This window comes from Streptomyces sp. NPDC053542 (genome assembly GCF_044544685.1).
Lineage (GTDB): Bacteria > Actinomycetota > Actinomycetes > Streptomycetales > Streptomycetaceae > Streptomyces.
Window position 1 is genome coordinate 11,599 of record NZ_JBITXL010000006.1, and the last position, 13,455, is coordinate 25,053.

The 13,455-nt window shown below is 73.7% G+C and carries 9 protein-coding genes; 3 read left to right on the plus strand and 6 right to left on the minus strand.

Going from position 1 to position 13,455, the window contains the following annotated elements; all coding sequences use genetic code 11:
• Window positions 1-10: 10 nt before the first annotated feature.
• The 3 genes from ACIGXO_RS17900 to ACIGXO_RS17910 form a co-directional block, all read right to left on the minus strand.
• The gene (locus ACIGXO_RS17900; RefSeq protein ID WP_399787164.1) at window positions 11-1,534 is read right to left on the minus strand and encodes a DUF5719 family protein; all 1,524 of its coding nucleotides are present in this window, start codon (window positions 1,532-1,534) and stop codon (window positions 11-13) included.
• A complete protein-coding gene (locus ACIGXO_RS17905) occupies window positions 1,531-5,331 on the minus strand; it encodes a glycosyltransferase (protein WP_399787167.1) in 3,801 nt (1,266 codons plus the stop codon). Before ACIGXO_RS17905 ends, ACIGXO_RS17900 begins: the two co-directional genes overlap by 4 nt.
• Window positions 5,332-5,713: 382 nt before the next feature.
• Entirely contained in the window at window positions 5,714-5,977 is a 264-nt protein-coding gene (locus ACIGXO_RS17910; protein WP_030266018.1) for a WhiB family transcriptional regulator, read from the minus strand.
• 677 nt (window positions 5,978-6,654) lie between these two features.
• Here ACIGXO_RS17910 and ACIGXO_RS17915 point away from each other — a divergent pair.
• The 3 genes from ACIGXO_RS17915 (at window position 6,655) to ACIGXO_RS17925 (ending at window position 9,609) form a co-directional block, all read left to right on the plus strand.
• Complete coding sequence (locus ACIGXO_RS17915) at window positions 6,655-7,191, plus strand: cysteine dioxygenase (RefSeq protein WP_399787170.1); 537 nt, start codon at window positions 6,655-6,657, stop codon at window positions 7,189-7,191.
• A 64-nt stretch (window positions 7,192-7,255) separates the two neighbouring features.
• Window positions 7,256-8,212 carry a 2-phospho-L-lactate transferase gene (cofD, locus tag ACIGXO_RS17920; RefSeq protein WP_399787173.1) on the plus strand — a complete coding sequence of 319 codons (957 nt, stop codon included), beginning with the start codon at window positions 7,256-7,258 and terminating at the stop codon, window positions 8,210-8,212.
• The gene (locus ACIGXO_RS17925) at window positions 8,209-9,609 is read left to right on the plus strand and encodes a coenzyme F420-0:L-glutamate ligase (RefSeq protein WP_399787176.1); all 1,401 of its coding nucleotides are present in this window, start codon (window positions 8,209-8,211) and stop codon (window positions 9,607-9,609) included. The genes cofD and ACIGXO_RS17925 overlap by 4 nt, the downstream gene beginning before the upstream one ends.
• Window positions 9,610-9,779: 170 nt before the next feature.
• Here ACIGXO_RS17925 and ACIGXO_RS17930 read toward each other — a convergent pair whose 3' ends face one another.
• The 3 genes from ACIGXO_RS17930 to ACIGXO_RS17940 form a co-directional block, all read right to left on the minus strand.
• Window positions 9,780-10,688, minus strand: coding sequence for a DNA-3-methyladenine glycosylase family protein (locus ACIGXO_RS17930; protein ID WP_399787179.1), 909 nt, complete (start codon window positions 10,686-10,688; stop codon window positions 9,780-9,782).
• A 58-nt stretch (window positions 10,689-10,746) separates the two neighbouring features.
• Entirely contained in the window at window positions 10,747-11,829 is a 1,083-nt protein-coding gene (locus tag ACIGXO_RS17935) for a sugar phosphate nucleotidyltransferase (protein ID WP_399787182.1), read from the minus strand.
• 160 nt (window positions 11,830-11,989) lie between these two features.
• Complete coding sequence (locus tag ACIGXO_RS17940; protein WP_399787185.1) at window positions 11,990-13,342, minus strand: peptidoglycan recognition protein; 1,353 nt, start codon at window positions 13,340-13,342, stop codon at window positions 11,990-11,992.
• Window positions 13,343-13,455: the final 113 nt, after the last annotated feature.

A 13,455-nucleotide genomic window follows, 5' to 3' on the forward strand; every position in this document is an offset into this window, starting at 1 on the left:
GTTCGGCCGGTCAGTCGTTCAGTACCGACATGTTCCAGCCCGCCGTCGGCACCTCGACCGTGCCGCGGTCGTCCGGCAGGGGCTGGACGGTGAAGCTCTGGACGCCGCCGTGCGGCAGCGCGAGCGTGCGGGCCGCGTAGACGGGCCCGCTGCCCTTCTCCGGCTCCACAGTGAGCGCGTAGGAGCCCTTGAGGCCCTTCGGACGGGGCGGCTCGACGGCGAGCGTGGTGCCGCCCTTGACCGTGTACGTCTTGGTGACCGGGCTGCCGCCCCCGCTGCCCGCCGACGCGGTGACCTTCACCCGCGCGTCCTGGCCCTTCCGCGGGGCGACGAGCGAGAGCGTGCTGCCCTTGGCGCGGTTGTCGGGCGCGGTGGCGCGGTCGCCGACCGGCTTCGTCGCGGGGATGAACGCCATCTCCTGGTCCGCGCCCTTGCCGCGGGTGACCCGCAGCGCGGCGGCTACGGGCGCCTTGGAGCCCTCGGCCGGCGTGAGGAGCAGCGAACCCGCCTCCCCCTTGGTGAGGTCCTTCAGATCGACCGCGGTGGTCATCCCGCTCTTCAGGTGCAGCGTCTCCAGCCCGGCCGGCACGATCGAGCCGGTGGGCGTGGCGAGCTGCACCTTCAGGTCGGCGTCGGCGGAGCCGGGCGCGAGGGCCACCAGCCGTACGGAGGTGGCGTCGGCCGGGATGCCCGGGAGCACCAGCCCGGAGGCGCCGGAGGCCGGGTCGGCGGCGGCCGGCAGCCAGTCGCCGCCGATCTTCTCGTCGCCGGCCTGCACGGCCGCGCCGACCCGGCCCTCACGGGCGATGACGTGCAGCGACACGTTGGCGGCGCGGGTGTCGGAGAGCGTGGAGAGCAGTACCGGGACGCTGGAGTGCGGCGGTACCTGGATGTCCTCGCCGGACGCCGCCTTCAGGGGGCCGTCCTTGCCGTACAGCTTCAGGTCGACGACGGCGGCGGTGGAGTCGGGGTTGGTGAGGTGGACGTAGTCCTGGCGGTCCGGGGAGGTGCTGGCGCCGGGGAACCAGAAGTCGGTGTCCGGTGCGGTGCAGGACGTGCCGAGCAGGCCGCGGCCGATGCCCGCGCCGACCTCGGTGGTCTGCTGGACGCTCCAGCCGGGCGCGAGGCCGCCGTCGGCGGCGCCGATGAGGGCGGGCGCGGCGGAGCTGTCGGTGGTCGCGGTGACCGGCGTGCCGGGGGCCTTCAGGGGCGCGACGGGCTTCGCGTCCGCCGCCTTCTTCTTGTCCTTGCCGCCCTTGCCGGTGTCGTCGGCCCGGCCGTCCGCCGCGGGCTCCAGGCTCGCGCTGCCCTTGCCGGAACCGGCGCCCTTGGGCGTGAAGGCGGTGTACGTCGTCTCGCCGACCTCGGAGGAGGTCGGGGCCGGGCACATCAGCGCGGAGCGCTGTACGGGCAGCCTGGCGGCCTTCGAGGCGGCGGGCTCCGCGCCGTCTCCGGGAGCCGCGACGGCGGCGACACCGGTGACGGCGGCGAGCGCGACGACCGCGCCGATCAGGGACATGGTGGTGCGGTTCACTGCTGGTCGCTCCCGTCGCGGCGGGGCTCGCGGTACGAGCCGTCGTGCGTGGTGCCGTCGTACGGCGTGCCGCCGTGGTGCATGCCCTCGTACGCCGTGCCGTCCCCGTAGGGCTGCTGCTGCCCGTAGCCGTACGGGTCGTAGACGCCGGCCCCGTAGGGCTGCTGGGCGTACGGATCGGGCTGGTACGGGTCGGCGGACTGGTACTGCTGCCCGTACTGCTGGTCGTACTGCGCGCCCTGGTACGGATCGGCGCCGGGACCGGCCTGCCAGTCCTGGTACGGGGGCTGCTGCGGCATCCCGGGCGCCGCCTGCTGCTGCGGCGCCCCCTGGGGAGCCGCGGCCGCATACGGGTCCGCCGCGTACGGATCGGCGGGATACGGGATGCCGCCCTGCGCGGCCGCGTACGGGTCGGCCACCGGGTCCGCGCCGTCCCGGGCACCGGGCACGGCCGCCTCCGGGACGGGCTTCTGCGCTGCCGCCGCCTCCTGCGCGGCGCGCAGCCTACGGGCGCGGCGGCCCTCGCCCTCGATGGGCTGCGCGGGCACCGCCGCGAGGCCCTCCTCGGGCAGGTCGTCGTCGACGTCCCGGCGGCGGCCCGGCAGGGCCATGACCACCAGCACGACGGCGAGCAGGCCCTGTGCCGTCATCCAGAGGGTGTGGGTGAGCGGGCTCTCGTGGGTGAGGTCCAGCCGGCCGCCCGCGGCGGGCAGCTCGAAGCCCTGCGCCCAGCCGTCCACCGTGACCGGCTTCAGCGGCTTGCCGTCCAGCGTGGCCTGCCAGCCCTCGTCGGCGGCGTCGGCGAGGCGCAGCACCCGCCCCTCGGGTCCGGCGGGCACCTTCGTGTGCGCGTCGACCGGGTCGGCGGCGACCGCGACCGGCGCGGCGGCCGTGCCGGCCTGCGGGGCGCCGCTCTTCGTACCGCTGACGATGGAGACGCGGGAGACCCGGCGGTCCACCCGCCACAGGGCGCTGCCGTCCTCCTGGCTCATCCGGGTCAGGCCCGGCGTGGCGTCCAGGGTGCGGCCCATCTCGCGCGGGGCACCGTTCTTGACCAGGACGTACCGCACGGCGTAGCCGCCGAGCCGGTCGGTCTGGTCGGCGCCGGAGCCCGCGACCAGGTTGGCGACGATGTCGTTCAGGCGGCTGTCCTCGCCGGCCTCGGCGGCGATGTCCGCGTCTCCGAGGCGCGCGCCGGAGCCGCGCACCAGGGAGTACGCGACGTGCCCCGCATCGCCGTCCAGGACGAGGGTGCGGGGGCGGTCGGCGCTGCCGGACTCCTCGGCGACGAACGCCGGTACCTGCTCGGGGTTGCGGCGCTCCACGGGGCCCGCGGCGCCGCCGAGCATCCAGCTGACCGCCGCCCACACCGGGGCCAGCGCGGCCGCCAGCGCGATCAGCACGGCCACCGGCTGCTTCCAGCCGAAGCCGAGCGCCATCATGCGAGTGCGGATGCCCTCGGCGCCGACCGCGGCGGCGCACAGCAGCGCCAGCCCGTAGATCAGCGCGGGCGGACCGGCCCAGCCGGAGCCGTTGGCCAGGCCCGCGAAGAGCAGCGCGACCAGGCCGGCGACCCAGGCGGTGCGGATGGTGCGCTGCCGCTCGTCGCGCAGCAGCGCGCCCAGGGCGGCGAGCACGACGCCGAGCAGCAGGACGCTGCCGTACGCCTTGGGGCCGCCGGGGCTGAACCCGACGAGGTCCAGCCAGGACGCGGCACCCGGCTTGTTGGCGAGCCCGGCCTCCAGGAAGAAGCGGGACGGCTCGGTCAGCAGCGACAGCGACCAGGGCGCGAGCACGACGATCGGGGAGACGACGACGGCGAGGAAGCGCAGCACGTACGCCACGATCTTGTCGCGGTTGCCGTCCAGGAAGCGCAGGACCAGCAGGCCGAGGCCGAGGAGCACGGCGATCGGCCAGACGATCGGGGTGAAGGCCGTGGTGAAGGTCAGCAGCAGCGCGTACGCCCAGGCGGCGCGGAAGCTCGGCCGCACGCCCGGCGCGAGCCGCAGCCCGCTCGCGGCGATCGCGGCGCGGGCCATCAGGGGCAGCAGGATGGCCAGGACGGCGGTGCCGATGCGGCCGCCGGCCAGCGCGCCGGTGGCGGCGGGCAGGAAGGCGTACGCCACGGCGGCCCAGGCCCGCAGCAGGCGCGAGGCGACCAGCGGCCGGGAGGCGAAGTACGCGGTCAGCCCGGCCAGCGGCACGGAGCAGACCAGCAGCAGGGTGACGGCGAAGCCGGTGCTGCCGAAGAAGACGCTCGCCACAAGGGCGAGGACCGCGAGGTAGGGCGGCGCCGAGGCGGTGGAGCCGATGCCGACGTCGTGCCAGCTGTGGAAGTAGCGCGCCCACAGGTCGGAGACGTCGCCGGGCGCGGGCAGCAGGGCGCCGCCGGTCAGCGCGCCGCCGCCGAGCAGGCCGCGGCAGGCGACCACGGAGACCAGGAGCAGGACGACGAAGAGGACGGGCGCGGGCCGGCGGGCGATCCGCTTCAGCCGCGCGAACTGCTCGACCTCCAGGAAGTCCGCGTCGTCGCCGCCGGGCCCGGACTCCACGGCGCCGTGCCGGCCGCCGGCGGAGGCGTCGGGCGCGGCCCGCCCGGCGAAGTTGCTGGCGACCTGTTCGGCGGTGGCCCGTACGGTCGCGCCGGGCGGCGGGAAGAGCGGGCGCAGCTCGCTCGCCTCGACCGCCGGCTTCCCGCGTCTGCGCCGCGCGGCCATGATCTTGCCGGGCCGCAGCAGGGTGCCGAAGAGCCCCGCGAGTTCGTCCAGCGCCTGGCCCGGCACCTTGCCGACGAGGTAGGCGAGGACGCGCAGGAAGGTGCCGAGGACGAGGCGGAGCAGGACGTACGGCAGTATCGCGCCGCGGGTGTTGGCCAGCAGGGTGTAGACGGCACCGGCCTTGTCGACGCGGTGCGGGCCGGCCACCGAGCGGCCGACGCAGTCGATGGGGCGGCGCTCGCGGGACGCCGCCTCGGCGTGCCGCAGCACCGCGTCCGGCGCGATGAGCACCTGGTGTCCGGCGGCCTGGGCGCGCCAGCACAGGTCCACGTCGTCGCGCATCAGCGGCAGCCGGCGGTCGAAGCCGCCGAGCTGTTCGTAGACGTCGCGGCGGATGAGCATGCCGGCGGTGGAGACGGAGAGCACCGCGCGCACCTGGTCGTGCTGGCCCTGGTCCTGTTCGCGGCGGTCCAGGCCGGTCCAACGGCGGCCGGAGCGGGCGATGCTGACGCCGGCTTCGAGGAGCTGCCTGCGGTCGTACCAGCTGCGCAGCTTGGGGCCGACGATCACGGTGGAGGGGCTGGCGTCGACGACGCGCAGCAGTTCGGCGAGCGCGTCGGGGGCCGGCGCGCAGTCGTCGTGCAGCAGCCAGAGCCACTGCACGGGCTCGCCGTGCGGCAGGTCCGGCATGTCGTACGCCTCGTCGTGCCAGGTCCGGGTGACCGGGTCCCAGCCGCTGGGGCGCTTGAGGTAGGGCAGGTCGTCGGGGGTGAGCACCGGCGCGGTGCGGACGGCCTCGTCGACGGCGGTGCCGAAGCCGGAGCGGCGGGCGAGGTGCAGCACCCGCTCGTCGCCGAGGGCTTCGGTCAGCAGCCGGGCGGAGTCGTCCGCGCTGCCGGTGTCGGCGCCGATGACGTTCTGCACCGGGCGCTCCTGGCCGAGCAGGCCGTCGAGCGCGTCGGGCAGCCAGCGCGCCCCGTCGTGCGAGACGATCACGGCGGTGACGACATGCCGCGGGAACTGTGGCGCGGCGGCTTCGTATGAGGCGGCCTGGGCCGCCGACTGGCTGTGCACGGACATCGAGGTACGGGCCCTCCGGACCCGGGGCTGCCGTCTCCCGCGGCGGCCGGGCCGCTGCGGGGTGTGGCCCCCGGAAGACACTGCGATGGACTGCGATGGACTGCGCTTGGACGCGCGCTCACCATGCGGGTGTTGGTGCGTCTCGGACGGAGCCCCACACTAATGGTTCTCGCGGGCGCGCCCGCCGGGTCCGTACGCGGTGCCCTCCTGGCTGCGCAAACAGCACTCCGCCCCCGGCAGTGGGATGCCGGGGGCGGAGTGGGTGCTCGCCGTCTTCCTGCTCGCCGTCTTCCGCTGTGGCGGTGCCGGTCCGTGGACCGGCGTGCGTACGCTGTGCCGGGCGGTACCGGGCGTCTGCCGCCGGGACCGTCGCCGTCGGGCTTCAGACCGCGGCCTTCTTCAGCCGGCGCCGCTCGCGCTCGGACAGACCGCCCCAGATACCGAAGCGTTCGTCATTGGCAAGAGCGTATTCAAGACATTCGGAACGGACCTCACAGGCGAGGCAGACCTTCTTCGCCTCGCGGGTGGAGCCGCCCTTTTCCGGGAAGAAGGACTCGGGATCGGTCTGTGCGCACAACGCGCGCTCCTGCCAGCCGAGCTCCTCGTCCGCCTCCTCGACCAGCAATTCTTCGAACAGCTCGGTCATGTGCGCCCCTCGTCTGTCATTGCGTCCCCGTGATGTTGCCGTTACCGATGACGGCTGAACGACACGAGTGAAATTACAAGTGTGCCGATCCGGGCCAGTCAAGCCGAGATCTGCTATTGGGCCCCTTATTCACTCTGCGGAACCAAGGGTATGCGGTAAGTGTTCAAATCGGCAAAAACCAGGACAAACATTCGCCTCACGCACCCCGCACCCCCCTTCTTCCTCTGAAGGACTCAACGGGCAGCGATCACGTTGCACTCCTGTACCAGAAGCGGGCTTGATCACATTCAGATCACGGAACCGCAACGGCGTTTGGCGGCGCAACTGATGGGCCACCTCTCCCACCCATCGGGTGCACAAACCTTTCGTCGGTCGCAGTTAACCGGATGAGGTGAAACATTTGCCACATTCACGACATCCGGTTGACACGGCCGCCAAGTACCCGCTCTTCTTGTTTCCATGCCAGTGAAGCCCGCGCCCCGCCTGACCCGTTCCTACGGGTCCCGCTGCGCTGTCCAGGCTCGCTGTCGCTGTTGCAGCTGTTGACGCTTCCGAGCTCCAGCTTTCTTCTCCCGCACCACTGCTGAGTGCCGCCCGGCGCGGCTGTACGACGCGCCGCGCCGCACCGCACTTCCCTTCGCGCACCAGCTCTTCTTCTTCCGAGGAACCAGAAGTCCATGAACAGCGACAGTGACCTCCAGATCGCCGGCGACATCTTCGAGGTCAGCCATCTCCTCCAGCCCGCACGAGAGCACCCCGCGACCGTGGCCGAATTCGCCGGGCTCGCCCGTTCGATCGCCGCGGACCGCGCCCAGTGGGCGCATCTCGTCGAGTACGACGCCACCACTCGCTGGTACCACCGTCTGCGGACGGGACCGGGCTACGAGGTCTGGCTGCTGAGCTGGCTGCCCGGCCAGGGCAGCGGCCGGCACGACCACGGCCCGTCCTCCGGTGTACTGACCGTCCTGGACGGCGAGTTGACCGAACACAGCGCGAGCGGCAGCCGCGGCCTGACGCCCGGCGCGCAGCGGGTCTTCGCGCCGGGCTACGTCCACGAGGTCACCAACGACACGCTCACGCCCGCGGTCAGCCTGCACGTCTACTTCCCGGGGCTGACGGACATGCCGATGCTCCCCCAGTCTCAACTTCGTTCGACCGGGGGGACCCCCACCTCGCAGTGCTCGCCCGCTCAGCACAAGGCGGCCTCCTCCTGACGCCCACCCGTCGCCCGACCGCCACCCCTCATGGAATCGGCCTTCGGCTGAGACACTTACCGCCATGCGCATTGTGGTTCTCGCCGGCGGTATCGGCGGCGCCCGCTTTCTGCGGGGACTGAAGGCAGCGGCTCCGGACGCGGACATCACGGTCATCGGCAACACCGGTGACGACATCCATCTGTTCGGGCTGAAGGTCTGCCCCGACCTGGACACCGTGATGTACACGCTCGGCGGCGGTATCAACGAGGAACAGGGCTGGGGGCGTACGGACGAGACCTTCCGCGTGAAGGAGGAGCTGGCCGCCTACGGAGTCGGACCCGAGTGGTTCGGGCTCGGCGACCGGGACTTCGCCACGCACATCGTCCGGACACAGATGATGAGCGCCGGTTACCCGCTCAGCGCGGTGACCGAGGCGCTCTGCGACCGCTGGCAGCCCGGCGTCCGGCTGCTCCCGATGACCGACGACCGGGTCGAGACCCACGTCGCCATCGAGGAGGACGGCGAGAAGAAGGCCGTGCATTTCCAGGAGTACTGGGTCCGGCTGCGCGCCTCCGTGCCGGCGCAGGCCGTCGTCCCGGTCGGCGCCGAGCAGGCCAAGCCCGCGCCCGGCGTACTGGAGGCCATCGGCTCCGCCGACGTGATCCTCTTCCCGCCGTCCAACCCGGTCGTCAGCGTCGGCACGATCCTGGCGATCCCCGGCATCCGCGAGGCGATCGCGGAGGCCGGCGCGCCGGTCGTCGGCCTCTCCCCCATCGTCGGCGACGCGCCCGTGCGCGGCATGGCCGACAAGGTGCTGGCCGCGGTCGGCGTGGAGTCGACGGCCTCGGCCGTGGCCGCGCACTACGGAGCGGGGCTGCTGGACGGCTGGCTGGTGGACACCGCCGACGCGGACAGGACCGCCGAGGTGGAGGAAGCCGGGATCCGCTGCCGCGCGGTGCCGCTGATGATGACCGACATCGAGGCGACCGCCACGATGGCCCGCGAGGCGCTGGCACTGGCCGAAGAGGTACGGGCGTGACCGCCGGACCGCAGGACGCGGCCGCGCGCGCCCCGTACGACGCGCCCGCCGAGGAGGCCCCCTCGTACCGTGTCTGGGCGCTGCCCGGCATCCCCGAGGTGCGCCCCGGCGACGACCTCGCCAAGCTGATCGCCGCCGCGGCCACCGGGGCCGGGATGCCGGGGCTGGCCGACGGCGACGTGCTGCTGGTCACCTCGAAGATCGTCAGCAAGGCCGAGGACCGGATCGTGCGGGCCGACGACCGCGAGGCCGCCATCGACCGGGAGACCGTGCGGGTCGTGGCGCGGCGCGGCACGCTGCGCATCGTCGAGAACCGGAACGGCCTGGTCATGGCCGCCGCCGGGGTCGACGCCTCGAACACCCCGCAGGGCACGGTGCTGCTGCTGCCCGAGGACCCCGACGCCTCGGCGCGGGCCATCCGGGCCGGGCTGCGCGAGACGCTCGGCGTGGACGTCGGCGTGATCGTCACCGACACCTTCGGGCGGCCCTGGCGGAGCGGGCTGACCGACGTGGCCATCGGCGCGGCCGGCGTGCGGGTCCTGGAGGACCTGCGCGGCAGCACCGACGGCCACGGCAATCCGCTCGGCGTCACGGTCGTCGCCACGGCAGATGAGCTGGCGAGCGCGGGCGACCTGGTCAAGGGCAAGGCGGGCGGGCTGCCGGTCGCGGTGGTGCGCGGCTTGCCGCACGTGGTGGCCGCCCCTCAGGAGGCCGGAGACGACACCGGCGCGCGGGCGCTGGTGCGCTCCGCCGCCGACGACATGTTCCGGCTCGGTACGTCCGAAGCCGTACGGGAAGCGGTGACGCTGCGCCGTACGGTCCGGGAGTTCACGGACGACCCGGTGGACGGCGGCGCCGTGCGGCGGGCCGTCGCGGCGGCCGTGACCGCGCCCGCACCGCACCACACCACTCCGTGGCGGTTCGTCCTGCTGGAGTCCGAGGAGTCCAGGACCCGGCTGCTGGACGCGATGCGGGACGCGTGGCTCGCGGATCTGCGCGGCGACGGGAAGTCCGAGGAGTCGGTCGCGAAGCGGGTGCGGCGCGGGGACGTGCTGCGGAACGCGCCGTATCTGGCGGTGCCGTGCCTGGTCATGGACGGCTCGCACACGTACGAGGGGCCGGACGCGGCGGCGGACGCGCGGCGGAACGCGGCCGAGCGGGAGATGTTCGTGGTCGCGGCGGGGGCCGGGGTGCAGAACTTTCTTGTGGCGCTGGCCGGGGAGCGGTTGGGCTCCGCCTGGGTTTCCTCGACGATGTTCTGCCGGGATGTGGTGCGGGAGGTTCTGGGGCTGCCGGACTCCTGGGACCCGATGGGGGCGGTGGCGATTGGGCGGCCGGCGTCTGCGCCGAAGCCTCGGCCGGCTCGGGAGGCGTCGGACTTCGTCGTGGTGCGGTAGGCGCCTTCGGCGGGGTCCGGCTGCCCGCCGGTGGGTGCCGCTGTGCCCACCCTCCCCCAAGCTCTCGGCTTCGCTCGAGCAGGGGGGGACCCCCATCGCCCTGCGGCACGATTGCCCACAGCTGGGTGGGGGGAGAGCGGCAGCGGGGCGAATGCCCGCGGCAGAAGCGCTCAGATGCGGGCGATGTCCCTCGGGGAGTAGCGGGGGGCTCGGCGGGGTGGGACTCGGCCTGACAGGAGGAGGTAGCGGGTCGCGCGGTGGCGTTGGCCCTCGTAGGGGGCCAGTAGGTCGAGCATTTGGTCGTCGGTGCCGCCGCGGCGGCCCGTCAGTGCGTAGACCGCGATGCGCGGCAGGTGCAGGTCGCCGAGGGTGAGGGCGTCGGCGGCGCCGTTGGAGCGCTGCAGGGCCTCGGCGGCGGTCCACGGGCCGATGCCGGGGACCAGCTGGAGGCGGTGCAGTGCGGCCGGGAGGTCCATGGCCGCCGCCTCCTCCAGGCGGCGGGCGACCCGGGCGGCCCGCACGATCGTGTCGGAGCGCTTGGCGTCGACGCCCGCGCGGTGCCACTCCCAGGACGGGATCATGGCCCAGCCGCGCGCGTCCGGCAGGACCCGCAGCCGCTCGTGCGGGCCCGGCGCGGGCTCGCCGAACCGCTGCAGGAGCAGCCGCCAGGCCCGGTACGCCTCGTCGCTGGTGACCTTCTGCTCCAGGATCGAGGGGATCAGCGACTCGAGGACGAGGCCGGTGCGGGCCAGCCGCAGCCCCGGGTTGCGGCGGTGCGCTTCGTGGACGATGCGATGGCGGGGCACGAAGGCCGACGGTTCGTCCAAACCCCCCAACAACAAAGGGAGTTGTTCCAGCATCCAGTCCGCGCCCGGGCCCCACGCCTCGGCCACGACGCACGCCTCCGAGGGGCGCGCCGCGACCTTGAGCGTCACCGGCCCGTCGGGCGTGCGGGTGGCCCGCCAGACGGCGCCGCCCTCCACCCGGTACGCGGGATCGCCCGGTCCGCGCCCCAGCACACCGAGGGTGCGCAGAAGGTCGTACGGGCCGGGCGGGGCCCAGGTGCGGGTGCGGGGCATCCATTCAGCCTACGGGAGCCGGGCGGCCCGCCTGCCGCCCGTCATCCCGTGGCAGTCGTCACTGGTCCGAGGAGAAGCGGACCGCGCCGGCCGGCAGGTCCGCGCCGCACCACACGCGGATGCCGTCGCGCAGCTCGTTGTCCGCGCCGACGGTGGCCCCGTCGCCGATGACCGCGCCGTGCAAGACCGTACGGGCGCCGATGCGCGCCCCGGCCCCGATGAGCGAGTCGTGGATCTGCGCGCCGGGCTCGACGACCGCGTCCGCCAGGACGGTGCTGCCCACGATGCGCGCGCCCGCGCCGACCCGGGCGCCGGCGCCGACGACCGTGCCGCCGCTGAGCTTGGCGTCCGCGGCGACGTCGGCGCCGTCCAGTACGAGGTGTTCACCGCGCCGGCCGGGGACGGCCGGGGAGGGCGCGTGGCCGAGGACCAGGTCGGCGGAGCCGCGGACGAACGCCTGCGGGGTGCCGAGGTCCAGCCAGTAGGTGGAGTCGACCATGCCCTGGAGGTGGGCGCCGGACTCCAGCAGCCCGGGGAAGGTCTCGCGCTCGACGGAGACCGGGCGGCCCTGCGGGATGGCGTCGATCACCGAGCGGTTGAAGACGTACGCGCCCGCGTTGATCTGGTCGGTGACGATCTCCTCGGGGGTCTGCGGCTTCTCCAGGAAGGCGGTGACCCGGCCGGTGCCGTCGGTGGGGACGAGGCCGTACGCGCGCGGGTCCTCGACCCGGGTGAGGTGCAGCGAGACGTCCGCGGAGGTCTCCCGGTGGGTGCGCACCAGGGCCTCGATGTCCAGCCCGGTGAGGATGTCGCCGTTGAAGATCAATACCGGGTCGTCGGGGCCCGAGTGCAGCCGGTGGGCGACGTTGCGGATGGCGCCGCCGGTGCCGAGCGGCTCCTCCTCGGTGACGTATTCGAGATGAAGCCCCCATTCCGCCCCATCACCGAAATACGGCTCGAAAACCTCGGCGAGGTAGGAAGTGGCGAGCACGATGTGCTCCACGCCCGCGGCGCGCGCCCTGGCCAGCTGATGGGTGAGGAACGGCACTCCCGCGGCCGGGACCATGGGCTTGGGCGTGTGCACCGTCAGCGGGCGCAGCCGGGTGCCCTTGCCGCCGACCAGAAGGATCGCTTCAGTCACCTTTTGTTCTCTGCTTCCTGCTGGGGTCGGCCGGACGGCGGACCAGTGTAGGCAGACGGTTTGCCCGCTTTGCCAACGGGCTTACCCGCCAGTAGACGGGATTTTCCGGCGCCGCCCGGCCTGGGCGCCCGTGCAGGTCACGGGCGCCGACCCCGGGCCCTCAGCGCCCCTGGAAGCGGGCGGAGGCGGTGCGCGCCGAGCCGAGTGTGCCGTACAGCGCGGCCCCTGGGCAGCTCGTCACATATCCGTCCCTGTGTCCGGAGATGACATTCAGCCGGACTTTGGTTCCCTTCTTGTAACGGTTGTTGCCCGCCGAGGTCAGAGTGGCTTTTCCGGCGGGGTCACGGCCGTGCAGCCCCAGCTTCCAGGCGGTGAGTTTGCCGAGCGCGTCGAGCGCGGGGGCCGGCGGCTTGGCCTTGTCGAAGGTGCCGATGACGGCGATGCCGGTGGTGTCGTTGTTGAAGCCGAGGGTGTGGGCGCCCATGACGGGTCGGGCGACGCCGCCGGCCCGGCCCTCGAAGACCGCGCCGCACTTGTCGATCAGGAAGTTGTACCCGAGGTCCCGCCAGTGGTTGCTCTTGACGTGGTACCGGTAGATCCCGCGGACGATCGCCCCGGACTGGTTGCAGCTGTAGCCGTTGCCGGTGGCGCTGTGGTGCACGAAGGCCGCCTTGACGGTCTTGGTGTACTCGAGCTTCGCCTCCCGCAGCTGCTCGTCGGCGCCCCAGCCGATCCGGGTGATGATCTGCGGCCGCGGCCCGATCTGCGGCTGCGCCGCGGGCGCCTGGCCGCGCTCCTCCTCGCCGGCCGCCGCGAGGTCGGCCTGCAGCGCGTTCGCGGGCGCCGCCGGGATGGTGGTGGCTCCGGGAGGCGCGAGCCCGGCGTTGAGGTTCGCGCCCTCCGCCTCCTGCCCGGCGGCGTTCGGCGCGGGATCGCGCGGCTTGGCGGGCCGGCCGGGGTCGACCAGCTCCAGGCGCATCCCGGCGGGCAGTTCGGTCACCGCCTGCCGGCCCTGCTCCGGGGCGATCCGCATCTGCACGGCGTCGGAGTCGCCCACCCACAGCGGGGCCGTGCCGCCGCGCGGCTTGTCGCCGCGGCGCTCGGCCGCGTCCAGGTCGGGCGCGTCGTCGTAGTGCGTCTGCACGTCCTGCCAGGCACCCCACCGGTGGCTGCCGGTGGCACGGGTGCGGACCTGCGGCTGGCCGTGCAGTTCGGCCTTGGCGTCGTTCCACACGACGCCGACGAGTGAGAAGGGCCGTACGTCCTTGACGGGCATTCCCAAGGGCGCGGCGCGGCCGGCCCGGCCCGTCCCGCGGCCGGGCAGCACACGGTCGCGGTCGCCGAGCCGGACGAGCGGCAGGGACTGGGTGCTGCCGGGCACGTCCGCCGAGGCGGGCCCGGGAGCGGCGGCTGTCCGGGCCGGGGCGGGGTTCGCTCCGGCCGGCAGCGCGAGCGGTACGACGAGGGCCGCGAAGGTCGCGGCGCCGAGCGAAGTGGCAACAAAGGCACGCATGGCAGCGATCATGTACTTAGTAGGGCAAATCCGCCATTTGGCACCTGACGCCTCATCGGTGCGGCACGGCACCGCGGGAGCCGCGGGTACGCCGTACGGCGGCACCCGGCCCA